The organism is Duganella phyllosphaerae (assembly GCF_001758785.1).
Lineage (GTDB): Bacteria > Pseudomonadota > Gammaproteobacteria > Burkholderiales > Burkholderiaceae_D > Rugamonas > Rugamonas phyllosphaerae.
In genome coordinates this window covers 1-25641 of the sequence record NZ_LROM01000116.1, presented here as the reverse complement: position 1 = coordinate 25641, position 25641 = coordinate 1, and the positions used below count along the sequence as shown (strand labels likewise).

27 protein-coding genes and 1 tRNA gene are annotated in these 25641 nt (G+C 63.5%); 15 read left to right on the top strand and 13 right to left on the bottom strand.

Translation table 11 applies throughout. The features are described 5' to 3' along the window. The 3 genes from pabB to DUPY_RS20770 form a co-directional block, all read right to left on the bottom strand. The coding region (gene pabB / locus DUPY_RS20780) for an aminodeoxychorismate synthase component I (RefSeq protein ID WP_229255449.1) at positions 1 to 1493 on the bottom strand (1493 nt) is incomplete at its 3' end. Between the two features lie 14 nt (positions 1494 to 1507). Beyond that, entirely contained in the window at positions 1508 to 2083 is a 576-nt protein-coding gene (gene slmA, locus DUPY_RS20775) for a nucleoid occlusion factor SlmA (protein WP_070250737.1), read from the bottom strand. Positions 2084 to 2111: 28 nt separating this feature from the next. Further along, on the bottom strand, positions 2112 to 2837 hold the full coding sequence (locus tag DUPY_RS20770; RefSeq protein ID WP_070250735.1) for a pyrimidine 5'-nucleotidase: 726 nt from the start codon (positions 2835 to 2837) through the stop codon (positions 2112 to 2114). Positions 2838 to 2876: 39 nt separating this feature from the next. Between DUPY_RS20770 and DUPY_RS20765 the strand changes: the two genes are divergently transcribed. Continuing rightward, positions 2877 to 3785: a TraB/GumN family protein gene (locus tag DUPY_RS20765; RefSeq protein ID WP_084640825.1), complete on the top strand. Its 909-nt coding sequence runs from the start codon at positions 2877 to 2879 to the stop codon at positions 3783 to 3785. A gap of 26 nt (positions 3786 to 3811) precedes the next feature. Here DUPY_RS20765 and DUPY_RS20760 read toward each other — a convergent pair. Together DUPY_RS20760 and argB are read right to left on the bottom strand one after the other, a co-directional pair. Further along, positions 3812 to 3886 (bottom strand) — tRNA-Thr (locus DUPY_RS20760). A 65-nt stretch (positions 3887 to 3951) separates the two neighbouring features. After that, positions 3952 to 4845: an acetylglutamate kinase gene (gene argB, locus DUPY_RS20755; RefSeq protein WP_026637672.1), complete on the bottom strand. Its 894-nt coding sequence runs from the start codon at positions 4843 to 4845 to the stop codon at positions 3952 to 3954. Positions 4846 to 5007: 162 nt separating this feature from the next. Between argB and DUPY_RS20750 the strand changes: the two genes are divergently transcribed. Continuing rightward, positions 5008 to 5235 carry a cysteine-rich CWC family protein gene (locus DUPY_RS20750; RefSeq protein ID WP_070250734.1) on the top strand — a complete coding sequence of 76 codons (228 nt, stop codon included), beginning with the start codon at positions 5008 to 5010 and terminating at the stop codon, positions 5233 to 5235. On the opposite strand, the gene DUPY_RS20745 is transcribed toward DUPY_RS20750, so the two are convergent. Next, positions 5228 to 6616 carry an extracellular catalytic domain type 1 short-chain-length polyhydroxyalkanoate depolymerase gene (locus tag DUPY_RS20745; RefSeq protein ID WP_307188203.1) on the bottom strand — a complete coding sequence of 463 codons (1389 nt, stop codon included), beginning with the start codon at positions 6614 to 6616 and terminating at the stop codon, positions 5228 to 5230. The genes DUPY_RS20750 and DUPY_RS20745 overlap by 8 nt on opposite strands. Positions 6617 to 6625: 9 nt before the next feature. Continuing rightward, positions 6626 to 7042 (bottom strand): ribbon-helix-helix domain-containing protein, encoded by a 417-nt coding sequence (locus DUPY_RS20740; RefSeq protein WP_056142569.1) that lies wholly within the window; start codon positions 7040 to 7042, stop codon positions 6626 to 6628. 77 nt (positions 7043 to 7119) lie between these two features. Between DUPY_RS20740 and DUPY_RS27330 the strand changes: the two genes are divergently transcribed. The 3 genes from DUPY_RS27330 (at position 7120) to DUPY_RS20730 (ending at position 9670) form a co-directional block, all read left to right on the top strand. Then, positions 7120 to 7338: a DUF1289 domain-containing protein gene (locus DUPY_RS27330; RefSeq protein WP_141749619.1), complete on the top strand. Its 219-nt coding sequence runs from the start codon at positions 7120 to 7122 to the stop codon at positions 7336 to 7338. Between the two features lie 96 nt (positions 7339 to 7434). Further along, entirely contained in the window at positions 7435 to 8388 is a 954-nt protein-coding gene (locus DUPY_RS20735) for an NAD(P)H-dependent flavin oxidoreductase (RefSeq protein ID WP_070250731.1), read from the top strand. Positions 8389 to 8464: 76 nt separating this feature from the next. Further along, the gene (locus tag DUPY_RS20730) at positions 8465 to 9670 is read left to right on the top strand and encodes a tetratricopeptide repeat protein (protein WP_070250729.1); all 1206 of its coding nucleotides are present in this window, start codon (positions 8465 to 8467) and stop codon (positions 9668 to 9670) included. Between the two features lie 3 nt (positions 9671 to 9673). Here DUPY_RS20730 and DUPY_RS20725 read toward each other — a convergent pair whose 3' ends face one another. Together DUPY_RS20725 and DUPY_RS20720 are read right to left on the bottom strand one after the other, a co-directional pair. After that, the gene (locus DUPY_RS20725; protein WP_070250739.1) at positions 9674 to 10258 is read right to left on the bottom strand and encodes a hypoxanthine-guanine phosphoribosyltransferase; all 585 of its coding nucleotides are present in this window, start codon (positions 10256 to 10258) and stop codon (positions 9674 to 9676) included. 86 nt (positions 10259 to 10344) lie between these two features. Beyond that, positions 10345 to 10704, bottom strand: coding sequence for an MmcQ/YjbR family DNA-binding protein (locus tag DUPY_RS20720; RefSeq protein ID WP_070250727.1), 360 nt, complete (start codon positions 10702 to 10704; stop codon positions 10345 to 10347). Positions 10705 to 10951: 247 nt separating this feature from the next. Here DUPY_RS20720 and DUPY_RS20715 point away from each other — a divergent pair, with 247 nt between their 5' ends. The 8 genes from DUPY_RS20715 (at position 10952) to DUPY_RS20680 (ending at position 17256) form a co-directional block, all read left to right on the top strand. Next, entirely contained in the window at positions 10952 to 12760 is a 1809-nt protein-coding gene (locus tag DUPY_RS20715) for an aminopeptidase P family protein (RefSeq protein ID WP_070250725.1), read from the top strand. After that, on the top strand, positions 12757 to 13017 hold the full coding sequence (locus tag DUPY_RS20710) for a hypothetical protein (protein WP_070250723.1): 261 nt from the start codon (positions 12757 to 12759) through the stop codon (positions 13015 to 13017). Before DUPY_RS20715 ends, DUPY_RS20710 begins: the two co-directional genes overlap by 4 nt. A 29-nt stretch (positions 13018 to 13046) precedes the next feature. After that, positions 13047 to 13793 (top strand): MgtC/SapB family protein, encoded by a 747-nt coding sequence (locus DUPY_RS20705; RefSeq protein WP_070250721.1) that lies wholly within the window; start codon positions 13047 to 13049, stop codon positions 13791 to 13793. Then, on the top strand, positions 13780 to 14406 hold the full coding sequence (locus tag DUPY_RS20700; RefSeq protein WP_070250719.1) for a DUF924 family protein: 627 nt from the start codon (positions 13780 to 13782) through the stop codon (positions 14404 to 14406). The genes DUPY_RS20705 and DUPY_RS20700 overlap by 14 nt, the downstream gene beginning before the upstream one ends. Then, entirely contained in the window at positions 14406 to 15230 is an 825-nt protein-coding gene (locus tag DUPY_RS20695) for a Rossmann-like and DUF2520 domain-containing protein (protein WP_070250717.1), read from the top strand. The genes DUPY_RS20700 and DUPY_RS20695 overlap by 1 nt, the downstream gene beginning before the upstream one ends. 182 nt (positions 15231 to 15412) lie before the next feature. After that, positions 15413 to 15775, top strand: coding sequence for a hypothetical protein (locus DUPY_RS20690; RefSeq protein WP_019924002.1), 363 nt, complete (start codon positions 15413 to 15415; stop codon positions 15773 to 15775). Between the two features lie 59 nt (positions 15776 to 15834). Beyond that, positions 15835 to 16431 (top strand): alpha-ketoglutarate-dependent dioxygenase AlkB family protein, encoded by a 597-nt coding sequence (locus DUPY_RS20685; protein ID WP_070250715.1) that lies wholly within the window; start codon positions 15835 to 15837, stop codon positions 16429 to 16431. Between the two features lie 240 nt (positions 16432 to 16671). Continuing rightward, complete coding sequence (locus DUPY_RS20680) at positions 16672 to 17256, top strand: outer membrane beta-barrel protein (RefSeq protein WP_070250713.1); 585 nt, start codon at positions 16672 to 16674, stop codon at positions 17254 to 17256. Positions 17257 to 17339: 83 nt separating this feature from the next. Here the strand turns inward: DUPY_RS20680 and DUPY_RS20675 are convergent, their stop codons facing one another. From DUPY_RS20675 to rarD, 4 genes are all read right to left on the bottom strand, one after another. After that, a complete protein-coding gene (locus tag DUPY_RS20675) occupies positions 17340 to 18872 on the bottom strand; it encodes a methyl-accepting chemotaxis protein (RefSeq protein ID WP_070250711.1) in 1533 nt (510 codons plus the stop codon). A 49-nt stretch (positions 18873 to 18921) separates the two neighbouring features. Continuing rightward, positions 18922 to 19380 carry a cache domain-containing protein gene (locus tag DUPY_RS20670; RefSeq protein ID WP_070250709.1) on the bottom strand — a complete coding sequence of 153 codons (459 nt, stop codon included), beginning with the start codon at positions 19378 to 19380 and terminating at the stop codon, positions 18922 to 18924. Positions 19381 to 19608: 228 nt separating this feature from the next. Then, positions 19609 to 21276 (bottom strand): energy-dependent translational throttle protein EttA, encoded by a 1668-nt coding sequence (gene ettA / locus DUPY_RS20665; RefSeq protein WP_070250707.1) that lies wholly within the window; start codon positions 21274 to 21276, stop codon positions 19609 to 19611. 88 nt (positions 21277 to 21364) lie between these two features. Continuing rightward, positions 21365 to 22258: an EamA family transporter RarD gene (rarD, locus tag DUPY_RS20660; protein WP_070250705.1), complete on the bottom strand. Its 894-nt coding sequence runs from the start codon at positions 22256 to 22258 to the stop codon at positions 21365 to 21367. A gap of 249 nt (positions 22259 to 22507) precedes the next feature. Here rarD and DUPY_RS20655 point away from each other — a divergent pair, with 249 nt between their 5' ends. Together DUPY_RS20655 and DUPY_RS20650 are read left to right on the top strand one after the other, a co-directional pair. Further along, entirely contained in the window at positions 22508 to 24388 is a 1881-nt protein-coding gene (locus tag DUPY_RS20655) for a potassium transporter Kup (RefSeq protein ID WP_070250703.1), read from the top strand. Positions 24389 to 24517: 129 nt separating this feature from the next. Then, entirely contained in the window at positions 24518 to 25546 is a 1029-nt protein-coding gene (locus DUPY_RS20650; protein WP_070250701.1) for an FKBP-type peptidyl-prolyl cis-trans isomerase, read from the top strand. The last annotated feature ends 95 nt before the right edge of the window (positions 25547 to 25641 follow it).

Here is a 25641-nt window from a genome sequence, read left to right as displayed (position 1 = left end):
AGCCGTACCGGCTGCTGCAACGGCGCCAGGGGCGCGTGCTGCACGGTGAAGGCGCCCGACTGTGCCAGCGCCAGCCGCAGGCGGAATGCCGCCACCGGTGCCAGGCCGTGTTGCGCCTCGTCCGCCAGCATGGCGCACGCCGCGTCCAGGTAGGCGTTGGCCGCCTTGTCGTCCCACGCGAAGCCGAAGTAGTGGGCAGACGCCGCCATGCGCTGCAGGTGGCGCGCGCGGTGGCGCACGCCCTCGGTAGGCGTGACGTACATGGTCTCGAAAATCTCGAAGCTGTTGGCCAGCCCCGTCATGAAACGCGCCTTGAGGCGGCACTCGTCGTATTCGTCGCCGCTGGCGCTGTCGTACACGATGCCGGCGCCCACGCCCAGCTCGCCCTGCGCTACGCCGGTGGCAGCGTCGGGGGCGCTCAATGCCAGGGTGCGGATCGGCACCGCCAGGCAGAAGTCGCCGACCCTGTTTGCCGGCGCCGGATCGAACCAGCCGATGGCGCCCGTGTAGATGCCGCGTGGGTCGGGTTCGAGTTCGCGGATGATTTCCATGGCGCGGCGCTTGGGCGCGCCGGTAATCGAGCCGCATGGGTACAACGCCTCGAACACCTGCGCCAGCGTGGCGTCGGTGCGCAAGGTGGCGGTGATGGTGGAGGTCATTTGCAGCACGCTGCCGTAGCGCTGCACGTCGAACAGCGCCGGCACCTGCACGCTGCCGGTGGTGGCCACGCGCGCGAAATCGTTGCGCAGCAGGTCGACGATCATCAGGTTTTCGGCGCGGTTTTTCGGATCTGCCGCCAGTGCGCGTGCGCGTTCGGCGTTCTCGTCTGCTTGCTGTGCCGCCGGCGCCGTGCCCTTCATCGGCCGCGCGGTCAGTAGGCCGCCCGCGTGGCGCACGAACAGCTCGGGCGACAGCGACAGCACCGCTGCACCATCGTCAAGCTGCACCAGCGCGCCGTAGGGCACCGGCTGGCGCGCGCGCAGCCGCGCATACAGCGCGTGGATGGCGCCAAAGGCGTCGAAGCGCAGCCGCATGGTGTAGTTGACCTGGTAGGTGTCGCCAGCTTCGATGTAAGCATGGATGCGCGCCAGCGCCGCATCGAACGCCGGCTGGTCGACATTGGCGCGCACGTTGGCGATGCCGGCCGGGCGCTCGATCGGAAACGAGTGCGCCGCCAGCCAGTCGCCTACTTCGGCCGCCGTTTTCAGTTCGCAGCGGCGAAACAGCAGCACCTGCGCCAGCGGCGCGGCAGGCGCCGTGGCAGCGATGCCCAGCAGCTGCTCGCCAAGTTCGTAGCTGCACAGCGTGACCGCGTATTCGCCACGCGCCAGCGCCGCCTGCATGGTATCGAGCACCTGCGGCCAGTCGCCGATGGCGTTGCAGCGCAGCGTGGCTACGTGGTCGGTGTATAACCGCGACGTGGTGGTGACAGTGGTGGCGCCGTCCAGCAGCGGGCTGGCGTCATCGAGCAGGGCGAAGCATTCGGCGGTCATGGACATCGCAATCGTTAACCGAGCAGCAGCGCGATCTGCAGCGCCGCGTCCTGGGTCGGGTTGTTACTGAAGCCGCTCTTGGCGTAACGGTGCCAGCGGCCGATGACGAAGCTGGCCAGCATGGCCGCGCGCGGCGCCACTTCCGCTTCGCGGCCGTGGCCTTCGGTGGCGGCCACGCGCAAGGCCTGCTTGAGCGCGAGCTCCACCCGGTCGTAGAACTGGTTCATGCGCAGTTGCAGGCGCTCGTCTTCATTGACCAGCGCCTCGCCGATCAGCACCCGCGTCATGCCCGGGTTCTGGCTGGCGAAGTGCAGCAGCATGCCGACGATGTCGCGCGCCTGGGTCAGGCCGTCGTCGTGGCGCTCGGCGATCTGGTTGATCAGGCCAAAAACGCTGGACTCGATGAATTCGATCAAGCCCTCGAACATCTGCGCCTTGCTGGCGAAGTGGCGGTACAGCGCCGCCTCGGAAAAGCCCAGCTTGCGCGCCAGCGCAGCGGTGGTGATCTTGTCGCCCTTGGGCTGTTCCAGCATCTCCGCCAGCGCTTGCAGGATGTCCTGGCGGCGCTGGCCGGGCGGTGTGCTTGCCATGTGATCTCGCGGGTAGAAGTGAAGGTGGTCAGCGCAGGCGATGCAGCCGCGCCGGCAAGTTGCGGACAGATTTTACTTTGACATCGACGTAAGCGGGGCGGATCAGCCTTTTTTGTGGATGGGCGAGACCGGCAGTGTCGCGTAATGTCAGGTACTGCGTGACCCACGCCGTGTGCATGCCCAGCGCGTGGGCGCTGCGCAAATTGACCAGCGTGTCTTCGACCAGGATGCAGTTCGCTGGCCTCAAGCGGTGCATGCGCATCAGTTTGCGCAGCAGCAGTTTCGACGGCTTGGGTCGCAGCTGGCGGTTGACCGTCATCGCTTCCACCGCCACCTGGTGGCCGAACAAACGATGCAGGCCAAGGTGGCGCAGCACCTGGGTGGCATAGCGGTGCGGCGCATTGGTGAGCAGGATCTTGCGGCCCGGCAGGCGGCGCAGCAGCTGGCGCAGTCCACGTTCGGCGCGGATCAGCGAGGCCAGGTCCTCGATGCTGTGGGTCTCGTGCAGGAAGTGCGCGGCCTGCACGTTGTGGTGCTTGACCAGTCCGAGCAGGGTGGCGCCGTAGCGCCGCCAGTACTGGGTGCGCGCGGCATCGACCACGGCGTCACTGGCGGGCGTGATGCCGTCACCGAGCACGCGGGCGATGTACAGGTTCATATTGGCGACGATGGCCGGAAAAATCGCGTGCGAAGCGTTGTGCAGCGTGTTGTCCAGATCAAACAACCATACCGGCGAGGAAAGAGTAGTATTCACGAGACGATTTTTACAAAGACGAAGAGAGCCAAGACAGCCATGCGCCTGATTATAGTGATGTTCTACAGTTTGATCTGCCTCTTGGCCGGCCCGGCCCTGGCGCAAGCGCCAGCCACCACCATCCCCAATCGCGGCGCGCTGTTCAAGGTGGAGCAGGGCGCGCGCACCATGTACCTGTTCGGCACCATCCACGTGGGCGCCAGGGATTTCTATCCGCTCGAGCCGCGCCTGGCCGCCGCGTTGACACAGGCGCCGGTGCTGGCGCTGGAGATCGATCCGCTCGGCGACCAGCAGCGCCTGGCGCGGGCGCTGCAAAAATATGGGCTGGCCTTGAAGGGCGGCGCCTCGATGGCCACGCTCTCGCCCGAGTGGCGGGCGCGCCTGGACCGCCTGCTCAAGCAGTACCAGATCGCGCCGGAAGCGGTGGCCATGATGCGGCCGTGGATGTTGGCCAGCATGCTCACGGTGAGCGAGTTTGCCGCGCAAGGCTACGATCCGGCGCTGGCGGTGGACAGCTACCTGTCGCGCCAGGCCCACGACAGCGGCAAGAAGGTGATCGAGCTCGAATCGCCCGAAGCGCAGATGTCCCTGTTCGGCAAGCTGTCGGCCGCCGACCAGCTGGTGTTTTTGCAGGAGGCGATTGCCGGCATCGAAGACAAGGAGCAGGCCGACCAGTCGCGCGAAATCGCCGACGCTTGGCGCCACGCCGACGTCAAAGCGCTCGACGCGCTGGCGCAGAAGTCCGCGACCGACGACAGTTTTTCGGGACGCTTCGTGCAGAAGGTGTTGTTAGATGGCCGCAACCCGGCACTTGCGGACGCCATGGTGAAGCTGCTGGCGCGCGAAAACAACAGCGTGGCGGCGATCGGCGTGCTGCACCTGGTGGGCAAGGGAAGCGTGCCGGAACTGCTGCGCAAGCGCGGGCTGAAGGTCGAGCGGATCTACTAAAGCTGGGGGAGGGTACTGCCGGAGAGTGGTGCCCTTTACGTGGATTGAACACGTGGCCTCTCCCTTACCAAGGGAGTGCTCTACCACTGAGCTAAAAGGGCAAACTGGTGTGACGTACTACTGTGGCGACCCACTTCGAAACAGCGCGAAGTGCGTCGCCGTTTTTTCAGTGAGACCGGATCATAGTGCCAAATGCCTGTTCGGTCAACACTTCGAGCAATAAAGAGTGCTCGATGCGACCGTCGATGATGTGCACCGTGTTCACGCCCGACTTGGCAGCGTCCAGCGCTGACGAAATTTTAGGCAGCATGCCGCCCGAAATGGTGCCGTCGGCGAACATCTCGTCGATCTCGCGCGCCGACAGGTCGGTCACCAGGTTGCCCTGCTTGTCCTGGACGCCGGCGATATTGGTCATCATGATCAGCTTTTCGGCTTTCAGGATTTCGGCAATCTTGCCGGCGACGACGTCGGCATTGATATTGTAGGCCTGGCCGTCCTGGCCGAAACCGATCGGCGAAATGATCGGGATGAAGGCGTCGTCCTGCAGCGCCTTGACCACGGCCGGGTTGATGGCGTCGATCTCGCCGACAAAACCGATGTCGAGCGTCTGGCCCGGATTGTCCTTGTCGGGCATGGCCATCTTGCGGGCGCGGATCAGGCCACCGTCCTTGCCGGTCAGGCCCACTGCCTGGCCGCCGTAGTGGTTGATCAGCATGACGATGTCTTGCTGAACTTCGCCGCCCAGCACCCACTCCACCACTTCCATGGTTTCTTCGTCGGTGATGCGCATGCCTTGCACGAAGGTGCCTTGCTTGCCGATTTTCTTCAGGGCGTTGTCGATCTGCGGACCGCCGCCGTGCACCACGACCGGGTTCATGCCGACCAGCTTGAGCAGGATGACGTCGCGCGCGAAGCCGTGTTTCAGGCGTTCGTCGGTCATCGCGTTGCCGCCGTATTTGATGACGATGGTCTTGCCGTGGTAATTGCGGATGTACGGCAGTGCCTCAGCCAGGATCTGCGCCTTGATCTGCGGGGACACCGCGGTCAAATCGTCATTCATGCCTAAGTTAAGGTGAGAAAATTGGGTCATGGCGAGTCCGGTAAAGAAAGTGCAGCAATTTTACAGCCTGCGGCTGCGGTCAAGCACGCATTATAGGGCCATCTGGTTGTATTTTCAGCGTTCATCGGCTAGTCTGGCCGCCACCCTTGTCAAGACTGACCTATGAGCACCTGCGCGCGCTGCGGCGCCACCTTCTCCTGCGCCATGGCCGATGCCGATACGGCTGCCGCTGTGGTTACCCCGGCGGCGCCGTGCTGGTGCACCTACCTGCCGCCGGCGGTGCCGGTGCCGGACAATGCCGACGCGGCGGACCAGGTCGGCTGCTGGTGCCCGGCGTGCCTGCAACAGCATATTGCCGGCCTGCCTCGGGCTAACCCACCAGCTAACTGACGGTGCGGAAGAACCGCAGCATCTCGCGGCTGGCGTCCGGTCCGCGCGAGTCGGTGTACGTGCCATGTTCGCTGCCGCCCGACCAGGCGTGGCCGGCGCCGTGCACCACCCAGTGTTCACCGAGCGGCGAGCCGTCTGCCTTGGTGTGGGTGGTCTGGGTGTAGCGGTAGCCATTCGGTACCGCGCCCGATTGCACCGACGGATCGCCATCCTCGTCCTGGGTTTGCAAATGCTGGGCGATCACCTGCTCGCCATTGCGCGGGTTGACGGTGGTGTCGCTGTCGCCGTGGAACACGATGATCGGCTGCGCACCGTTGCCCGCCTTGGGCACGTTGATGTTGCTGGCGCCGCGCTTCATGGCCGACAGCGCCGACGGCAAATCCGTGGCCGAGGCGAATGGCAAGCCCGAATGCACGCCCACGGCTGCGAACAGTTCCGGGTACAGGGTGCCGACGATGACCGCCATGGCGCCGCCCGCCGACAGCCCGGCTACGTACACCTGCTCCGGATTGACCGCGTAGTCGTCGCTGATTTTCCCGGCGATGCCGGCGATGATCGACGGCTCGCCCTGACCGCGCTGCTGGTCGATGGCGTTGAACCAGTTCCAGCACTTGGACTGGTTGGCGCCCGATGTCTGCTCCGGGTACACCACCAGGCAGCCCGCTTCTTCGGCGACCTGGTTCATCTGGGTGCCGGCGGCGAAATCGTCGGGGTTCTGGGTGCAGCCGTGCAGCATCACCAGCAAGGGCATCGGCTGGCCGTTGTAGGTGGACGGGATGAACAGCTTGTAGTTGCGGCTGCCGGCGTGATTGGCATAGCTGCCGGTCTCGAAGCGCGCGCCTTCGGGTAATGGCACTTGGGGCGTGTGCACGCCCGGGTGGCGCAAGGTGCCGAGGTCGATGCCGCGCTCGAAGCTGGCGGTCAAGTCGATCTTGATACCCATTTTTTCCAGCATGTCCTGGGCGTAGGCGGCCGGGTTGATGGCGGGATTGGGGGCGGCGGCCGGCGCAGCGTCGGCTGCGGGCGCGGCTTTCGCTTCCGGTCTTGGTGCAGCCTCCGGTGCTGCCTCAGCTGCAGGCTTGGACTCCGGCGTCGGCTTGAAGGCGTGCCGCGCTTCGTCGGCAGGCGCCGCCACGGCTGCGGCTTCCGCCTGCGCAGGGGAGGCGGCTTTTGCCGAGGTGTAGTCGGGCGCGGGATTGAGGTCGCGCATGCCGCCCGGTGGCGCCTTGGGCGACGGTTGTGGGGTGTTCATCCGTTGTTCCTGAAGTTTTTGCTGCTGTTGCATCATGCTTTCGACAGCCTTGTGCAGCATCGCGGTGGCGCCCTTGCGGACGAGTTTTTGTGCTGCCTGTCGCATGTGCGACATGAATGGAAGTTTCATGGTGTTCCCTTAATGGTGGATGCGGGGCGCCAGCGCGGTTTTCAGTACCGCGCTGGCATGCAGCGAACCTAAAACGAAAATCGAATCGATGGTGGCCAGCGCCAGTTCGACCGTGACGTCGCTGGCAATGCTGGCCAATCCCAGTACCTGGATGTGCAGCCGCTCACCGGCTTCGCGGATGGCTTCGAGGTCGGCGCGCGTGTAGTGCTGCATGCCGAGCACCAGGCTCTTGCGCGCCACCGTCTGCTTGACGACGTCGGCGTGCTGGTTCAGCTGGTTGCGGATCGCGGTGCGGATCAAGTCCGTCCGGTTCGAATAAAAGCCCTCCTGCACCAGCAGGTCGATCTGGCCCAGGTCGATCGGGCCGAGGTTGATCGTGATCTTTTCCGAGTCGGCGGTCTTCAATTTTAATTCTTGCTTGGCCATAGTCTCCATCCGGTTACCATCTACATGGATGGTATTATAAGATCGATCTGCGGCAAATCAAGGTGCAAGCGTGCATAATGTGGGTCATGAGTGCGCCAACTAACCCTATTCCTTCCCCTTGCGTAAGCCTGTGCAAGATGGACGTCGAACGCCAGTACTGCATGGGGTGCCTGCGCACCATCGATGAAATCATGGCCTGGTCCAAGGCCGACGATGCCTATAAACAGGCGGTCTGGGTGGAAATCGCCCGGCGCAGGGACACGGTCTCGTTCGACGAAGACGGTTTCCAGCGCTGAAATAGAGCACGGCCCCTAGTTATGGCACGATCGTACTTTTTTCGATCTATAATCGTTTGACGTGTTCACCGATCAACCCATCTCAGCGAGTTCGCCATGGCCCTGCCTGCAGTGTTGCAAAACCTCTCACTTCCCGTCATCGCTTCACCGATGTTCATCGCCAGCGGTCCGGCGCTGGTGGCGGCGCAATGCAAGGCCGGCATCGTCGGCTCGTTCCCGGCGCTCAATGCCCGTCCGGCCGAGCTGCTCGACGTGTGGCTGACCGACCTGAAAAAAGAACTGGCTGACTACCAGGCGGCCAACCCCGATAAAAAAGTGGGCCCGATCGCAGTCAACCAGATCGTCCACCAGTCCAACGACCGCCTGGCCCACGACGTCGAGGTGTGCGTCAAGCACCAGGTGCCGATCATTATCTCGTCGCTGCGCGCGCCGCCGAAAGAGATGCTCGACGCCATCCACAGCTACGGCGGCATCGTGCTGCACGATATCGTCTCGATCCGCCACGCGGAAAAAGCGCTGGAAGCCGGTGTCGATGGCCTGATCCTGGTGGCGGCCGGCGCTGGCGGCCATGCCGGCACGCTGTCGCCGTTCGCGCTGGTGGGTGAGGTGCGTAAGTTCTTCAAGGGACCGATTGCGCTGTCGGGCTCGATCGCCACCGGCGACGCCATCCTGGCGGCGCAGGCCATGGGCGCCGATTTTGCCTACATCGGTTCGCGCTGGCTGGCCACGCAGGAGTCGAATGTGAGCGCTGACTATCGCGAAGCGATCGTGGAATCAACGGCTGCCGACGTCATCTACTCGAACCTCTTTACCGGCGTGCATGGCAATTACCTGAAAAAATCGATCGTCAACGCCGGCCTGGACCCGGATGCGCTGCCGGAGTCCGACAAGACCAGCATGAATTTCGGTTCGGGCAGCGCCAAGGCCTGGCGCGATATCTGGGGCGCCGGCCAGGGCGTGGGACTGATGGATGACATTCCAACCACGGCCGAGATGGTCGCGCGCCTGAAGCAGGAGTACGACGCCGCCCGCGCCCGGCTGGCGCTCTAAGGTAAATTATCTCAACGGTAATCTTTTCCGGTTGCCGTTAAGCTAAGATGGTTTCATCCAATCCGGGAAAACCATCTTGAACATTTCGCATGTTATTGCCGCCATTACCCTGGCGCTGCTGTCCACCGTGTCCACCGTTTGCGCGGCGCAGCCTGGATTGAAAATGAATGCGCAAGCTCAGGCGCTGTTCGACCAGGCCCAGGTGCTGTCGAGCCAGGGCAAGATGCAGGAGGCGCTGGCCAGGTATTCGGACGCTGCCAAGGCCGATCCGTCGTCGTCGGTCCCGCTGTCCAATATCGCCGAGCTGTTCCGCCAGGCCTCCGAGCAGGCCCAGGGCGAGCGCCAGGCCAAGCTGCGCCAGCAGGCGGAATCGCTGGTGTCCCAGATCCTGCAAAAGTTCCCCGACGAGCCGCTGGCCCACGAGGTGCAGCGCAAGCTCAGGGACAACCGGCCGCCGCCGCTGCACCAGGCCAGTGCCGCCGCGCAGGCGGAAATGGACCTGGGTGAAACCGCCTTTGCCCAGAACAAGCTGGACGTGGCGCTGGCTCACTACGAGCGTGCCGCCGCCATCGATCCCGCCTACTCGATGGCTTGGGTGTACGCCGGCGATTGCTACTATGCCCAGAAAAAATATGCAGAGGCGGAAACCCGCTACCGCAAGGGCGTGGAGATCGAGCCGCTCAATTCCCAGGGCTGGCGCTACCTCTCCGATGCGCTGGCCTTCCAGGGCAAGCGCGGCGCGGCCGAGGATGCGCTGTTCGAAGGCATTGCCGCCCAGCCGAGCCAGGTACCGAACTGGATCAAGCTGGCGCAGTTGCGCGATGCGGCCGGCTATCCTGTCACCCCGCTCAAGCTGGTGCGCAAGTCGTGGGGTAGCCTGAACCCCGACGACACGGCCGTGGTCCATCTCGACGAGGAATATGCGACGAAGGAAAAGGGCCGGCCTGCCGACGGCGCGTTCTGGTTGATGCTTGCCACCCAGCAAGTACTCGACCTGCGTGCACAAAAAGAAGGCAAGGCAGATCCTGCAACGCTGGCAGCCGAAGTGGCCAGGTGGCGCCTGGGATTGAAGGTAGTCGATGAAGTGACGGCCAATGGCGAGCCGGGGCTTGCCACGCCGGCGCTGAAAACCATGCAGATGCTCAACAAGGATGACGAGCTCGAAACAGCGTTGCTGCTGCTCGACTACCGCGAAGCGTGGCGCCCCGAGCTCGAAGCCTGGAAGCGCGACCATCCGGGCGGCATCCGCAAGTTTGTCGACAAATACGGCGTGCGGCCTTAAGGATTAAGCAGGGGTTTGCAGCGCTTCCGGGCGGATCGCCCACAGGCCCGGCAGGTTGCGCCAGTAGCCGTACGCATCCATGCCGAAGCCGACCACGAAGCGGTTCGGAATGGTCAAGCCGACAATATCGGCATTGACCGGCTTGGTCTTGCCGATGGCCTTGTCGGCAAACACGGCCAGGATCACTTCGGCCGCGCCCATGTCGAGCAGGCGCTGCTTGACGTGGGCCAGCGTCTCGCCCTCGTCGAGGATATCGTCGAGCACGATCACGGTGCGGCCCGCCACGTTGGAGCGCGGCACCACTTTCCACACCACTTCGCCACCCTTGTCTTCGTCGCCGTAGCGGCTGACGTGGATGTAGTCGAACTCGAGCGGGAAAGTCAGTTGCGGCAGCAGGTTGCCGGTAAACACCACCGCGCCCCCCATCACGCCGAGCACCAGCGGAAACGCTTCGGCCTCCGGGTGGTTATAGCGGGCGTTCAGGTTGTCGGCCATGGCGGTGACGGCGGTGTCCACGTCCTGTTTGGTGAACAGTTCTTCCGCGTTTTGCAGCAGCGCGCGGGCGCGATTGTGGTGGAAATCTTGCATGATTTTCTCGGTAACAACGATGCCCGTCATTATCCTCCATCTGGCGATTTCCTGCGACGAAGTTGATTCTCTGCAACTTAGCCGTATTACGCCTGCGCGTCGCCGAGTATCTCGCGTTGGAGTTTTTTACTCAGCTTATGCAATATCAATTGATGGGCCCGCTTAATCAAGTCGATTAACTCGGCATCGCTCACGGTTTGAATATCCTCGATACGTATCCATTTGGCGCGCGCCAGATAAGGCGCGGGAATAATACCGTCCCGGCCGGTTAATCCGAGAAACAAATCGTCATCCACTTTCAAGCTCAAGCGCCTGGCGTGATGGCCGTTATCGGTGGCAGCAAACATTTTGCCGCCCACCGAAAACACCAGCGTCGATTCCCATTTCACGTCTTCGGTGGCGCCCGGCAAGGAGCGGCACAGCGCCTTGGCTTGTTGGATTTTCATCGCATTCCTCGCAGGCAGATAGTCCGGCGATTATACCGGGCAGGCCCCACGTGCCGGAATCTGGCAAAAACGCGCCAATAACTGGCATAGGATGGACGAAAAACGAATGCAAAACGCCCGAAAAAAATACACGACCGCGTGGGGACAGTGATTCCAGGCGGGAACCAGTGCCTAGGCAATCGCGGTATCATAGGGGCACTGAATTGCCGCTTGCGGCGCAATGATCCCCACGCCTATGCCTACTCCGATGACTAATACCGACCACATCGCCGCGCGGCTGCTGCAATTGCGCGCCGCGATGCGCCAGCATGGTATCGACGCCCTCATGGTGCCGTCCGCCGATCCCCATTTATCGGAATATTTGCCGCCGCGCTGGCAGGGCCGTGAATGGCTCAGTCATTTCACCGGCTCGGTCGGCACCTTCATGATTACCCAGGAGTTTAGCGGCATCTGGACCGATGCCCGTTATTGGACCCAGGCCGAGCAGCAATTGGCCGGCAGTGGCATTCAATTAATGAAGATAACATCGGGCGCCAGCGTGCAATATATCGACTGGCTGGCCGCGCACGTAAAAGCGGGGCAAACGGTGGCGGTCGATGGTGCGGTACTGGGATTATCGATTGCCCGCCTGTTGCAGCAGGCGCTCGATGCGAAAGACGTCGTGCTGCGCTTCGACCTCGACCTGTTGAACGACATCTGGCACGACCGTCCCGGCTTGCCGCCAGCGCTGATCTACGAGCACCTGCCGCCGTACGCGTCCAAGAGCCGCAGCGGCAAACTGGCCGATTTGCGCAGCGCCATGCAGCAGCTGGGCGCCAACCGCCACGTCATCTCCACGCTCGACGATATTGCCTATCTATTCAATTTGCGCGGCGCCGACGTGCCGTTCAACCCGGTGTTCCTGGCCCACGCGCTGGTCACGGCCACGCGCGCCACCCTGTTCGTGGCCGACGGCAAGATCTCGCCCGAGCTGCGCGAGCAGCTGGCGCAGGAAGATATCGACGTGGCCCGTTACGACGGTTTTGGCGCCGCCCTGGCTGCGCTGGGGCCGGAGACCACCCTCTTGATCGACCCGCGCCGCATTACCTACGGCACCCGCCAGGCCATCCCGGCCAAGGTCAAGGTGGTGGAAGCGACCAATCCCACCACGCTGGCCAAGTCGCGCAAGAGCGAAGCTGACGCGGCCCACGTGCGCGCGGCGATGGAACACGACGGCGCCGCCTTGTGCGAGTTTTTCTGCTGGCTCGACGCCACCCTGGCCGATCCGCAGCGCGCCACGCTCACTGAACTGACCATCGACGAGCAGATCACCGCCGCCCGGTCGCGCCGTCCCGGCTTTGTCAGCCCCAGTTTCGCCACCATCGCCGGGTATCAGGCGAACGGCGCGATCATGCATTACCGCGCCACGCCGGAACACCACGCCGTCATCGAAGGCGACGGTCTGCTGCTGATCGATTCGGGCGGCCAGTACCTGGGCGGCACCACCGACATTACCCGCGTGGTGGGCGTGGGCGCCATCTCGGCCGCGCACAAGCGCGACTTCACGCTGGTGCTCAAGGGCCTGATCGCGCTGTCGTCGGCCCACTTCCCGCGCGGGACCAGGTCGCCGATGCTCGACGCCATCGCCCGGGCGCCGCTGTGGGCGGCTGGCCTGGACTACGGCCACGGCACCGGCCACGGCGTCGGCTACTTCCTCAATGTGCACGAGGGGCCGCAGTCGATCTCGCCGTCGGCCATGCCCGAGCCGCACACGGCGATGGAGGCGGGCATGATCACCTCGATCGAGCCGGGCCTGTACCGCACCGGCCAGTGGGGCATCCGCCTCGAGAACCTGGTGCTCAACCGCACCGCCGGGCACACCGACTTCGGCGACTTTCTGCAGTTCGAAACGCTGACCCTGTGCCCGATCGACACCCGCTGCCTCGATGTCGCGCTGCTGCGCGACGACGAGCGGCGCTGGCTTAATGACTATCACGCCATGGTGCGCGAACGCCTGTCACCGCTGGTGACGGGCGCCACGCTGGCCTGGCTCAACTTACGTACGGAGACTATATGAGCGGACGCGCCACCCGCGCCACCTCGGCGCTCGACCGATTGAAAGCCCGCACCGGCAACCCGCGCTATTCGATGGCGCGCACCGGCGCCGGCCACTTTACGCTGAGCGAGGGGGCGGGCGAACCGCCGCTGTGCCCACCGCTCGAACTCGACGACTTCGTCGCGTTTGTGAACGGCATCGCCCCGCTGGCGCCCAGGCGGGTGAGCAAGCTCGATATCGCTTTTGAAAAGCAGCTGACCAAGAAGCCTTCCACTTAAACCAGCTCACTTCACTCATAAGGCTGCACATGCCGGCAATCGATTTCCTGGGCGCGTACTGGTCCCAGCTGCAGGTGGCCACCAACCTGGTGATCCTGCTCAACCTGCTGGGGGCGCTGGCGCTGGGCCTGCTGGTTGGCTACGAGCGCTCGTACCACGGCCGCGCGGCCGGCATGCGCACCTATGGCCTGGTATGCATGGCGTCGGCCGCGCTCACCGTCATCGGCGGCTATCCGGGCCACTGGTTCGGCGGCCACGTGTCGCAGTACCTGATCAACTCCGATCCCACCCGCATCGTGCAGGGCATCGTCACCGGCATCGGTTTTCTCGGCGCCGGCGTGATCATGCGCGAAGGGTTCAATATCAGCGGCCTGACCACGGCCGCGTCGATCTGGGCCTCGGCCGTGATCGGCGTGATGGTGGGCGTGGGCTTTTACCTGGGCGCGATCGGGCTGGCCATCCTGTGCGCCGGCTCGATGATCCTGCTCACCCGGGTGGAGGCGTGGCTGCCGTCGCGCCACGCGATCGCCATTACCATGCGCTTCAAGGCCGGATACCGGCCGCAGGAACAGGCGCTGCGCGACATGGCGCTGCAACGCGGCTATGAAATCGCCGGCGGCTCGCTGATGATCGGCAGCGACGGCGGCATGCAGGAGTGGCGCTTTGTTGCCATCGCCTTCAGCAAGCGCAGCGGCGCGCCGATGTCGGTACTGTCGGCCGAACTGGCCGATTTCGACGGCATCCACAGTTTCCAACTCTCGCATGCAAGGAATTAACGTGACAGCACAGGCTCAGGAAGTACTGGATTTCTGGTTCACCCCCGACCCCGGCCAGCCAGCAGACGCCATGCGCACCGCCTGGTTCAAGAAGGACGCCGCCTTCGATGCCAAGATCCGTGACCGTTTCGGCGCACTGATCGACCAGGCCATCGGCGGCGGCTTGCAGGACTGGGACCAGCAGGACCCGGCCGGCGCGCTGGCGCGCATCCTGTTGCTCGACCAGTTTACCCGCAACGTCTACCGCGGCACGCCGCAGGCGTTTGCCGGCGATGCGCTGGCGCTGGCTGCCGCCCAGGCGCTCGTGGCCTCCGGCCAGGACCTGGCGCTGGCGCCGCTGCAACGCAGCTTCGTGTATTTGCCGTACGAGCATGCCGAAGACCTGGCGCAGCAAGATTTGGCGGTGGCGCTGTATGCGCGCCTGGCCGCCGACCCGGCAGTGACCGCCTCGGCGGAACTGGCCAAGGGCATCGCCGGCATGCTCGACTACGCCCACAAGCACCATGCAGTGATAGCCCGCTTCGGCCGCTTCCCGCATCGCAACGCCATTTTGGACCGCCCGTCCACGCTGGAGGAGCAGGAATACCTGCGCCAGCCGGGCGCCGGTTTTTGATGGCGACCACGCTGAACCTGGTGGGCGCGGGGCACGTGGGCCGGGTGCTGGGTCGCTTGCTGGCGCGCCAGGGCGGCTTTGCCATCGGCCAGGTGCTCACGCGGTCGCCCGCCTCGGCGCGCCAGGCGGTGGGCTTCATCGGCGCCGGCCAGCCGGTCGAGCGCTACGACCAGTTGCAAGCGGCGCATATCCACGTGCTGGCGGTGGGCGACGACCAGGTGGGGGCCGCCTGCGCGGCGCTGGCGGCGGCGGTGCCACTGGCAGGCAGCATCGTGTTCCATTGCAGCGGCGCGCTGGCCTCGACCCACTTGCAGGCCGCGCGCGACGCCGGTGCGCTGGTGGCCAGCGTCCATCCGATCCGCAGCTTTGCCGATCCGGCGGCGGTGGCCGGCCACTTCGACGGCACCTATTGCGGCGTGGAAGGCGATGCCGGCGCGCTGGCGGCGTTGATGCCTATGTTGACGGCGATCGGGGCGCAGCCGGTGCCGATCGACGCCGGCGCCAAAACCGTGTATCACGCGGCGGCCGTGTTTGCCAGCAACTACCTGGTGACGGTGCTCGATGCGGCCCTGCGCGCCTACCAGGCGGCCGGGGTGCCCGAAGACGTGGCGCGGCGCATGGCGCAGCCGCTGGCCGCCGAATCGCTGGCCAATGTGTTCCGGCTCGGCGCCGCAGCCGCGCTCAGCGGGCCGATTGCACGCGGCGACATGGCCACCGTCGCTCGCCAGCAGCAGGCGGTGTCGGCATGGGATGGGCCCACCGGCGCACTGTATGGCAATCTGATCGAACCGACCACGGCACTGGCGCGCAGAAAATCCCGCTGAGGGCGGAACGGTGCGGCGTTGCAGTTGAAATGCCACGAATTGTGAAATAACGGCTGGAAACTACCCGGATTGATCGACAAACGCCTTGATAAGCAATAAGCTTGATTCTCAGAATGTTTTTTCTAAGAAATTAGGCAGTTCACAAAAATGCCGAGCTTGCGTCAATTGTATAGGGGTACACCATGTTATTTTTGAAAAGCACCACCGTGACGAAAGCGCCGGGCATTTACGACGTCGATATCGCCGCCAAGCCGCCAGGCAAGACCTTCGGCGTCTTCATCGCCACCGATCCCGACCATCCACCGACCGCCGTGCTGGAAAAGCTGGCCGAGCTCGGTTTCAAGAATACCTATAGCGGTGGCTACACCCACAAGGACCGCGGCAAGGTGCTGGACCTGCATTTCCAGAAAGACGGCACCGACCTGTTCCAGGGCTGGAAAGCCGAAGAACTGGAAGGCAATATGGCGGCGATCACCGCCTTGTTCTCGAGCATCGGCATCGCCATCACCCCGCGCGTGATGTCGCTGGCCGAAGCGTACGCTTAAAGTCATCCGCAAGCTTGCCGGCGCGGTGCCGGCGAGGTGCCGGTAGTATCATGGCGCGTATGGATTTATTCGACGACGCCACTGCACTGACCGCCATCCCGATCGAGGATGGCCGGCTCGCTTTCCAGCAGCGCCTCGACCTCGACCTTTCCCCGCAAGATGTGTTTTGCCGCCTGCGCGACGAGACCGACTGGCGCGCCGAACAGATACAGGTGTGGGGCAAGCTGCACCTGCAGCCGCGCCTGTCTGCCTGGCATGGCACGGCGCGCTACCGCTATTCCGGCAAGACCTTCGAGCCGCAGCCGTTTACGCCGCTGCAACTGCACATCAAGCAGGCAGTCGAACTGGCCACCGGCTGCCGCTTCAACAGCGTACTGCTCAATTACTACCGCGACGAGCGCGACAGCATGGGTTTCCATGCCGACGACGAACCCGAGCTCGGCCCCGAGCCGGCCATCGCCTCGGTCAGCTTCGGCGCCCCGCGCACCTTCATCCTCAAGCACCGCACCGTGCCGAAGACCGTCAAGCTGGCGCTGGGCGACGGCTGCCTGCTGTTGATGGCCGGTACCTTGCAACGGCACTGGACCCATGGCATCAACAAGGAGCGCACGGCGCGCGGCCCGCGTATCAACCTTACTTTCAGGCTGATCCTGTGAGTTGGCGCACCGGTCTACTCTTCTGGCAGGGGTTTTTGGCCAAACTCTTAAGCCTCTCTTAAGTTTGGCCATGGCATGAATTGGCTGACATTCGTTCGGCTCACATCTCGTTACACTTATTACTAATTCGGTCGTGACGCATTCGACTTGTGGTGGTATCTTGAACACATCGCGATTCAACACAGAGAGAATTGCGATCCCAAGCAAGCCCTACACCACTTTTGCTGAAAGATCGAGATCATGAAAAAAATTATCCTTGCCGTTATTGCTTCCGCAGCCGCCCTGGCTGGTACCTCCGCCTACGCCGATGACGCAGGCACCGGCTACGTCGGCGTTGGCGCCGTCGGCAGCAAATACGAATTCAACGCACCCGGCGCAGTCAGTGGCGAAAACCACAGCGGCTACAAGGCTGGCGGCAAAATCTACGGCGGTTACAACATCGACCCTACCTGGGCGGTGGAAGCCGGTTACACCGACTTCGGCAAAAAATCGTATAACTACACGTCCGGCGGCCTGCCAGGCGGTGTGAATACCGATGCCCACTCGTACTACGTGGCCGGTAAAGGTACCTGGCCGATCAACCAGCAGATCTCGCTGTTCGGCAAACTGGGCGCCGCTCGCAACACCAACGAAGTCAATACCTCGGGTATCGCTTCGGTGAACGGCGACAAGAACAAGACCGCGCTGTACGCGTCGGTCGGTGCTGAATACGCTGTGAACAACAACGTCAAAGTCTCGCTGGAATACGAGAACTACGGCAAGAACGACATCGACACCGGTCGTAAAAGCGGTGCTGTGACTGCCGGCGTGCGTTACGCTTTCTAAGCACCGGCTAGTTCGAAAAGAAAAAGCCCCCGGTTCAGATTGAACCGGGGGCTTTTGCGTGCAGAGCGGACTTGGTGCCGGACTTAATGCACCGTGCCCGGCAGCTGGAACATGCCCACCACCCGCAGCAGGTCGAGTGCCTGGTCGCGCATGCTCTGCGCGGCGGCCGCCGACTGCTCGACCAACGCGGCGTTGCGCTGGGTCAGGTCATCCATCTCGGTGATGGCGCTGTTGACCTCCTCGATGCCGCTGGTCTGGCGCTGGGTGGCCACCGTGATCTCGTTCATGATATCGGTGACATGGCGTACCGAGGCAACGATGTTGTCCATGGTTTGGCCAGCGGTGTCGGCCAGCGCGCTGCCGTTGGCCACCTCGGCCATCGAGTCCTCGATCAGGCCCTTGATTTCTCGCGCCGCCTGCGCCGAGCGTTGCGCCAGCGCGCGCACCTCGGTGGCCACCACCGCAAAACCGCGCCCCTGCTCGCCCGCGCGTGCCGCTTCCACTGCCGCGTTGAGCGCCAGGATGTTGGTCTGGAAAGCGATCGTGTCGATCACGCCGATGATGTCGCCCACGCGGCTCGAGCTGGCCTTGATGGAGGCCATCGTCTCGACCACCTGGCCCACCACCTGGCCGCCTTGCAGCGCCACGCCAGATGCCGACACTACCAGCTCGTTTGCGTGGCGCGCATGGCCGGCGTTCTCGCGCACCGCCCCGGTCAGCTCGTGCATGGACGCGGCGGTTTGCTGCAACGAGCTGGCCTGCGACTCGGTGCGCGCCGACAGGTCGGCGTTGCCTTGGGCAATTTCGCTCGCTTCCCGGGTGATGGTGCTGCCGACGTTGCGGATGTCGCCCAGCAGGCGTCGCCAGTTTTCCACCACGGTCGAGAGCGCCCGTGCCAGCGCGCCGAGCTCGTCGTCGCTTTGCACGCTGATGTCGGTGGCCAGGTCGCCGGCAGCGAGCCGCTCGGCGGCGGCGCAGGTGGCGGCGATGGGCCGCAGCACGCTCCGCGTGACCCAGCTGGTGAGCACCACCAGCGCGGCAAAGCCGACCAGCGTGGTGAGCAGCGTAATCCAGTTGGCCCGGCGGTTGGCGTCCTTGCCTTGTTGCAGCGCCTGGTCGGTTTCGTGGTCAAGATTGGCCACCACCGTAGCCAGCAGCGTCCGTACTTTCTGGTAGTGGCCGTCAGCGCCCTGCATAGCCGCCACGCCGGTGTTCGGATCCATCGACGCCAGGTCGAGCGCCTGCGCCACGCTGGCGCGGTACTGGTCCACCAGCGGCAAGGCCTGCGCGGCGGCGGCAGCGCCCGGCAAGGCACGCAACTGGTCGAGCGCCTTGCTGATCGTGCCCAGGCTGCTGTTGGCCTGTTCGCCGTACTGTTTGAGTTCGGTTTCGGTCAGGCTGCCCGCGATGGCAATCCTGGCATACGTGGCGGCATGCACCTGGCCCAGCGCGATACTTTGCTGGCTGGCCTGCTGCAACGCCGAGAAGGTCACGTCCTTCAAGCCCTGCATCCGGCGTTCGTCTTCCTGCATGGCAAAATGCGACACGCCACCGAGGAATACCAGGCCCGCCATGGCGGCTGCCGGGACTATCAGCAATTTGTGTGCGATCTTCACGATCCCTCCAGGCGTGCCGGTTGGCGGCCGCAGCCGCATGAGGAGGGGACTACAGGTAAACGCCGCCGCAGATCACGGTCTCGGTCAGCTTTTCGCAGTACATCTGCTTGGGCTCGATCTTCTTGGTTTCCGGATTGGTGAACTTGTAGTTTTGCCAGAAGCTGTTCTTGCTCTTGGCCATGTCGACGCGTTCCTTGATGAACGCCTTGCCGTCGATGTCCTTCAGTTCGATCAGGTTCTTGCCGACCATCTTGGCATTGCTGCCGTGCGCCAGCACCGTACCATCGCTGCGGTACACCACGATGTACAGGTCGCGGTCGACAAATTGCGGCGCCTTGGCGGTAAAGTCGGCATAGGCCTTGGTGTCGCCGGTACTCTTGATGTGGGCCACGGCTTTCTTGACCATGGCTTCGGCATCGGCGCGGGTGGCGCCGCCGTCGGCGGCCTGTGGCGACGACATCAACAGCAGGAGGGCGGAAGCGGCAACGAGCAGGCGGGGCTGGACCATGACGTTCTTTTCCTGGTGAATGCCGGATCCTGCCGGCGGTGTCTTATAGTAGCGCGGCGGAAATTTCAGTGAGTGTCTGGCGGAAGATAAGTTGGCCGATGCTGCTTTACAGCAAAGCTAGCGTGATGCTAGCCAGGCGGCACGAGCGCCGTGCGGCGGCGCGGGACGGCGACGTGACCATGCCCGCGCGATGCGCCGGCCCGGGGCGGGCCGACGCTGTACTGCGGTTTACGTTGTCAGTGGCTTGTAACGAATACGCTTGGGCTTGGCGCCTTCTTCGCCGAGGCGCTTCTTCTTGTCCGCTTCGTATTCCTGGTAGTTACCGTCGAAGAAGGTCACTTGCGAGTTGCCTTCGAAGGCCAGGATGTGGGTGGCGATACGGTCGAGGAACCAGCGATCGTGCGAGATCACCATCACCGAGCCGGCGAACTCGAGCAGCGCGTCTTCCAGTGCGCGCAGGGTTTCCACGTCCAGGTCGTTCGACGGTTCATCGAGCAGCAGCACGTTGCCGCCCTTGAGCAGGGTCTTGGCCAGGTGCAGGCGGCCGCGTTCACCACCGGACAGGTTGCCGACGATCTTTTGCTGGTCGCCGCCCTTGAAGTTGAAGCGGCCCAGGTAGGCGCGCGACGGCATTTCGAAGCGGCCCACGCTCAGGATGTCGGCGCCGCCGGACACGTCCTCGAACACGGTCTTGTTGTTGGCCAGCTCGTCGCGGCTCTGGTCCACCAGCGAGATGCGCGCGGTCTGGCCGATCGCCACTTCGCCGCTGTCCGGTTTGTCGATGCCGGCGATCATCTTGAACAGGGTCGACTTACCGGCGCCGTTGGGGCCGATGATGCCGACGATCGCGCCTGGCGGCACGGTGAACGACAGGTTGTCGATCAGCAGGCGCTCGCCGAACGCTTTCGAGACGTTCTTGAATTCGATCACTTCGTTGCCGAGGCGCTCGGCGACCGGGATGAAGATCTCCTGGGTCTCGTTGCGCTTCTGGTATTCGTGTTCGCTCAGCTCGTTAAAGCGGGCCAGGCGGGCTTTCGACTTGGCCTGGCGCGCCTTCGGATTCTGGCGCGACCACTCGAGTTCCTTCTGCAACGCTTTCTGGCGCGCCGATTCGGTCGATTCTTCCTGCTTCAGGCGGTCCTGCTTCTGTTCCAGCCACGACGAGTAATTACCCTTCCACGGGATGCCATGGCCACGGTCGAGCTCGAGAATCCACTCGGCGGCGTTGTCGAGGAAGTAGCGATCGTGGGTGATGCCGACCACGGTGCCCGGGAAGCGCAGCAGGAATTGCTCGAGCCATTCGACCGATTCGGCATCGAGGTGATTGGTGGGTTCGTCGAGCAGCAGCATGTCGGGCTTGGACAGCAGCAGCTTGCACAGCGCCACGCGGCGTTTTTCACCGCCGGACAGCACGCCGATCTTGGCGTCCCATGGCGGCAGGCGCAGCGCGTCGGCGGCCATTTCCAGTTGCAGGTTCAGGTTGCCTCCGTCGGACGAGGCGATGATTGCTTCCAGCCGGCCTTGCTCGGCGGCGAGGGCGTCGAAGTCGGCGTCTTCCTCGGCGTAGGCCGCGTACACGGCGTCGAGCTTGGCTTGTGCTTCGAACACTTCGCCCAGGCCCGATTCCACTTCCTGGCGCACGGTTTTTTCCGGGTCGAGCTGCGGTTCCTGCGGCAGGTAGCCGATGTTCAGGCCCGGCATCGGGCGCGCCTCGCCCTGGATGTCGGTATCGATGCCTGCCATAATTTTGAGCAAGGTCGATTTACCGGAGCCGTTCAGGCCCAGCACGCCAATTTTTGCGCCCGGGAAGAAGGAGAGCGAAATATCCTTGAGGATCTGGCGTTTCGGCGGGACAATTTTGCCCACGCGGTTCATGGTATAGACGTAATTTGCCATTCAGTGTCTCGGTGAAATGATGAGGTGAAAATCGCGGTGGAAATCCGGGGAAGGACGACAGGATACGACAAATCCCATGTTCCGCCCACTATTTAGGGCGCGTATCGAGCCTGTTACGCCGGCTGACCCACAGCCCTTCGGCCACGTACAGCGCCAGCGCGGTCCAGATAATCGCAAAGCCGATCAGCCGTTCTGGCGGGAACGCCTCGTGAAACACCCACACGCCCAACAGCGCCTGCAAGCTCGGCGACAGGTACTGCAGCAGCCCCAGCGCCGACATCGAAATCTTGCGCGCGCCAGCGGCAAACAGCAGCAGCGGGATCGCGGTGATCGGCCCGGCCGCCGCCAGCAGCCAGCGCGTGGCGCCCGTATCGGTGTTGATAAAAGTGTTCTGGCCCTGCACGGTCAGCCAGAGCACATAGCCTAGCGCCAGCGGAAACAGCAGCATGGTCTCGAGCGACAGGCCTTCGAGCGCGGCCAGCGCGGCGGTCTTGCGCAGCAGGCCGTAGCAGGCGAACGAGATGCCTAAAATTAAGGCAATCCACGGCAATTCCCCGGCCGACCAGGTCAGCCACGCCACGCCGCAGGCCGCCAGGCCGATGGCCAGCCACTGGCCCCGGCGCAAGGTTTCCTTGAGCACCAGCATGCCCAGCATGACGTTGATCAGCGGATTGATGAAGTAGCCGAGGCTGGCGTCGAGCACGTGGCCGTTGTTGACCGACCAGATGTAGACGAACCAGTTCGACGACAGCAGCAGCGCGCTGGCGACAAAGGCGCCCAGCACGCGCGGCTGGCGCACCACTTGCGGCAACCATTTCCACTGCTGGCGCACGGTCAGCACGATGGCCAGGAAGAGCAGCGACCACAACATGCGGTGGCCGAGGATTTCCAGCGGCGGCACCGCGCGGATGGCGTGGAAATACAGCGGAAAAATTCCCCACAAGATAAATGCGGAGGCGGCGTAGAGAATTCCTGGGTTCATGGTGCGGGACGGCGAAATGGCGTGAAAACGTGTGGTCGGTCTGACATTATGACCTATCCCGGCGTTGCTTGCTGGCCTCAACTGCCTGGCACACTGCAAGCAGGACGCCCACGCGTTGCCGGGCGGCGTACACTGGCGTTATTGACGAATTGGAACGACTCCGATGCCATCCCTTAAGCCAAAATCTCCTTGCGTTTTGTTGGACCTTGTCCTACTGTGCAATGCAACAAAACAACAACAGGTGCAATCTTGACCGAGCAACACAAGAAAAGCAGCGTTGCCGCGCTGACCATGGCCGCCATCGGCATCGTCTACGGCGACATCGGTACCAGCCCCCTCTACACCCTCAAGACCATTTTCGACCCTGATCACGGCCTGGTCCTCAACGAGGCCAACCTGCAGGGCATCATTTCGCTGATTTTCTGGGGCCTGACGATGATCGTCTCGCTCAAGTACGTCACGCTGGTGCTGCGCGCCAACAACCGCGGCGAGGGCGGCGTGATGGCGCTGATGGCGCTGGCGCTCAACTCGGTCAGCAAGGCCGCGCCGCGCTGGCATGTGCCGCTGCTGGTGCTGGGCGTGATCGGCGCCACCATGTTCTACGGCGACAGCGTGATCACGCCCGCCATTTCGGTGCTGGGCGCGATCGAGGGCCTGGAAGTGGCCGCGCCGGGGCTGGAACAGTACATCGTGCCGCTCACCATCGTCGTGCTGGTGTCGCTGTACTCGGTGCAGCACCTGGGCACGGCGGGCATTGGCCGCTGGTTCGGCCCCGTCATGCTGCTGTGGTTTACCGCGCTGGCGGTGATGGGCGTAATCAACATCGTTGCCGCGCCGCAGATCCTGTACGCGCTCAACCCGGTGCACGCGTTCCACTTCATCCTGGAAAACCGCATGATCGCCTTCGTTGCCCTGGGCGCCGTGGTGCTGGCATTTACCGGCGCCGAGGCGCTGTACGCCGACATGGGCCACTTCGGCAAGAAGCCGATCCGCATGGCCTGGTTCCTGATCGTGTTCCCGGCGCTGGCGCTCAATTACCTGGGCCAGGGCGCGCTGCTGCTCACCCATCCGGAAGCGGTGTCGAACCCGTTCTTCAACCAGCTCGGCGCGTGGAGCGTATACCCGCTGGTGGTGCTGTCCACGGCAGCGGCAGTGATCGCTTCGCAGGCCACCATTTCCGGCACCTTCTCGATGACCAAGCAGGCCATCGCGCTCGGCTTGCTGCCACGGATGCGCATCAACCATACGTCCGCCACCGAGATCGGCCAGATCTATATTCCGGCCGTGAACTGGCTGCAACTGGTGGTGGTGCTGATGGCAGTCGTCGGTTTCGGTTCGTCCGATAAACTCGCCGGCGCCTATGGCATCGCAGTCACCGCCACCATGCTGGCCACCACCGTGCTGACGTTCTTCGTGATCCGCTACCGCTGGCATCTGCCGCTGTGGGTGTGCCTGCTGGCCACGGGTTTCTTCATCACCATCGACGTGCTGCTGTTCTCGGCCAGCACGCTCAAGCTGTTCCACGGCGGCTGGTTCCCGCTGCTGCTGGCCATCATCCTGTTTACCGTGATGATGACCTGGAAGCGCGGGCGCGAGCTGGTATTCTCGAACCTGCAACGGCATGCGATCCCGCTCGAGGAATTCATGTCGTCGCTGTTCGTCGCGCCCCCCACCCGGGTGTACGGCACCGCGATCTTCCTGCGCGGCGAGAGCGACGGCGTGCCGCACGCGCTGCTGCACAACCTGTCGCACAACAAGGTGCTGCACGAGCGGGTGGTATTCTTCACCGTCCACATCATCGAGGAACCGTATGTGCCGCTCGACGAACAGGTCAAGGTGACCGACCTCGGCCACCAGTGCTACCAGGTCAACGTCTACTACGGTTTCAAGGACGAACCGGACGTGCCGAAGGTGCTGCAGCAGTGCGAATGCCTCGGTTTGCCGTTCGAAATGATGGAAACCTCGTTCTTCATCGCGCGCCAGACCGTGATCTCGGCGCCGGACAAGGGCATGGCGCCATGGCGCGAACACCTGTTCGTCGCCATGTCGCGCAACGCCCGTGGCGCGGCCGACTACTACCAGATTCCACCGAACCGGGTGATCGAGCTCGGTACCCAGGTGGAAATCTAGCCACGCCGGCCGCCAGAAATATGTAACCGAATGTTGTGGCCCGGGCACTGGGTGCCCGGTCTGCTACACTTCTGCTCCTGAAAAGCTGCAAAGCTGCCAAGGAATACGAACTTATCCTCAAAGGTCATCATGAAATCGATGTTGAAATTCATTGCCGTCGCAGTCATTGGCGCGGCAACCCTGTCCGCGTGCGGCGGCCATTACAAACCGCCCGAGGCCGTGGTGGTGGTACAGCCGGAGTACAAGCAGACCGATACGCTGATTGGCACTGGTGCAGAGGCCAAGTTCGGCGTGATGAAAAACCTTTACGATCCCAACGATGGCAAGACGGTTGTGGGCACTTATTTGTCAGGTACCCAGTTGGTGACTATTAATTTCACCGGCTACGTGTATGACGGCACCAAGGCCGACGGCAAGGGCGGTGTGGTGGAGACGTCGGCAATCGGCGAATCGATCAGCGCGGTGCAGCCGTTTACTCTCGGTGTTGGCCAGCCCGTCGCCAACTCCACGAGCTTGATCGGCTTCGACCAAGCCGTGCTCGGCATGAAGGTGGGCGGCAAGCGCACGGTCGTGCTGCCAGCTAACCTGGCCTATGGTCTCAACGCGATTCCCGCCAGAACCAACGCCGCTAACAAGTCATTTGTTGCGTTGCCCGCCAATTCGCCGATGGTCTATGACATCGAGCTGGTCGCCATTACCGAGATCCCCGATATCGTACCGGTACCGCCAGTCCGGGTGCTGACCGTATTGTCCTCGGTAGAGGGTACCGGCGCTGTAGTGGCTGCTGGCAATACCGTTCTGGTACGTTATTCCGGCTACCTGTATGACGGCACCCGTCCTGATCGGCGCGGCGCACGTTTTGACACCAATGTCACTGCCACCGTGCCGATGAGCCTTGTAATTGGCGCGGTTGGTGCATCCTCGATCTCGACGGTCGCAGGAGTTTCGGGGCCGGTCATCCCTGGTTTCTCCTACGGCATCAAGGGCAATGCTGGCGAGTCGGCAACGGATCCGGTTTCGCCGCTCGTCTCACCGATGCGCGTGGGCGGCAAGCGGACGGTCCAGATTCCGCCAAACCTCGCCTACGGCGCGATCGGTAGCGCCAGCATCCCGCCCAACAGCACGCTGATCTTCGACATCGAGCTCGTGACGCAATAAGCGGCACGAGGTGGCCGACAAGCCGGTGGCAGCGATGCCACCGGTTTTTTTTCGTCCGCGTTCAATCGCGCAGCGCCTGCACCGGCGACGTGCGC

What these genes read in the sequence shown, in the direction of transcription:
- slmA (WP_070250737.1), bottom strand. Translation starts at nt 2,083, where the DNA reads ATGGCAAGCACACCGCCCGGCCAGCGCCGCCAGGACATCCTGCAAGCG.
- DUPY_RS20765 (WP_084640825.1), top strand. Translation starts at nt 2,877, where the DNA reads ATGCGCCTGATTATAGTGATGTTCTACAGTTTGATCTGCCTCTTGGCC.
- argB (WP_026637672.1), bottom strand. Translation starts at nt 4,845, where the DNA reads ATGAATGACGATTTGACCGCGGTGTCCCCGCAGATCAAGGCGCAGATC.
- DUPY_RS20750 (WP_070250734.1), top strand. Translation starts at nt 5,008, where the DNA reads ATGAGCACCTGCGCGCGCTGCGGCGCCACCTTCTCCTGCGCCATGGCC.
- DUPY_RS20745 (WP_307188203.1), bottom strand. Translation starts at nt 6,616, where the DNA reads ATGAAACTTCCATTCATGTCGCACATGCGACAGGCAGCACAAAAACTC.
- DUPY_RS20740 (WP_056142569.1), bottom strand. Translation starts at nt 7,042, where the DNA reads ATGGCCAAGCAAGAATTAAAATTGAAGACCGCCGACTCGGAAAAGATC.
- DUPY_RS27330 (WP_141749619.1), top strand. Translation starts at nt 7,120, where the DNA reads ATGTGGGTCATGAGTGCGCCAACTAACCCTATTCCTTCCCCTTGCGTA.
- DUPY_RS20735 (WP_070250731.1), top strand. Translation starts at nt 7,435, where the DNA reads ATGGCCCTGCCTGCAGTGTTGCAAAACCTCTCACTTCCCGTCATCGCT.
- DUPY_RS20725 (WP_070250739.1), bottom strand. Translation starts at nt 10,258, where the DNA reads ATGCAAGATTTCCACCACAATCGCGCCCGCGCGCTGCTGCAAAACGCG.
- DUPY_RS20720 (WP_070250727.1), bottom strand. Translation starts at nt 10,704, where the DNA reads ATGAAAATCCAACAAGCCAAGGCGCTGTGCCGCTCCTTGCCGGGCGCC.
- DUPY_RS20715 (WP_070250725.1), top strand. Translation starts at nt 10,952, where the DNA reads ATGACTAATACCGACCACATCGCCGCGCGGCTGCTGCAATTGCGCGCC.
- DUPY_RS20710 (WP_070250723.1), top strand. Translation starts at nt 12,757, where the DNA reads ATGAGCGGACGCGCCACCCGCGCCACCTCGGCGCTCGACCGATTGAAA.
- DUPY_RS20705 (WP_070250721.1), top strand. Translation starts at nt 13,047, where the DNA reads ATGCCGGCAATCGATTTCCTGGGCGCGTACTGGTCCCAGCTGCAGGTG.
- DUPY_RS20700 (WP_070250719.1), top strand. Translation starts at nt 13,780, where the DNA reads ATGCAAGGAATTAACGTGACAGCACAGGCTCAGGAAGTACTGGATTTC.
- DUPY_RS20695 (WP_070250717.1), top strand. Translation starts at nt 14,406, where the DNA reads ATGGCGACCACGCTGAACCTGGTGGGCGCGGGGCACGTGGGCCGGGTG.
- DUPY_RS20690 (WP_019924002.1), top strand. Translation starts at nt 15,413, where the DNA reads ATGTTATTTTTGAAAAGCACCACCGTGACGAAAGCGCCGGGCATTTAC.
- DUPY_RS20685 (WP_070250715.1), top strand. Translation starts at nt 15,835, where the DNA reads ATGGATTTATTCGACGACGCCACTGCACTGACCGCCATCCCGATCGAG.
- DUPY_RS20680 (WP_070250713.1), top strand. Translation starts at nt 16,672, where the DNA reads ATGAAAAAAATTATCCTTGCCGTTATTGCTTCCGCAGCCGCCCTGGCT.
- DUPY_RS20670 (WP_070250709.1), bottom strand. Translation starts at nt 19,380, where the DNA reads ATGGTCCAGCCCCGCCTGCTCGTTGCCGCTTCCGCCCTCCTGCTGTTG.
- ettA (WP_070250707.1), bottom strand. Translation starts at nt 21,276, where the DNA reads ATGGCAAATTACGTCTATACCATGAACCGCGTGGGCAAAATTGTCCCG.
- rarD (WP_070250705.1), bottom strand. Translation starts at nt 22,258, where the DNA reads ATGAACCCAGGAATTCTCTACGCCGCCTCCGCATTTATCTTGTGGGGA.
- DUPY_RS20650 (WP_070250701.1), top strand. Translation starts at nt 24,518, where the DNA reads ATGAAATCGATGTTGAAATTCATTGCCGTCGCAGTCATTGGCGCGGCA.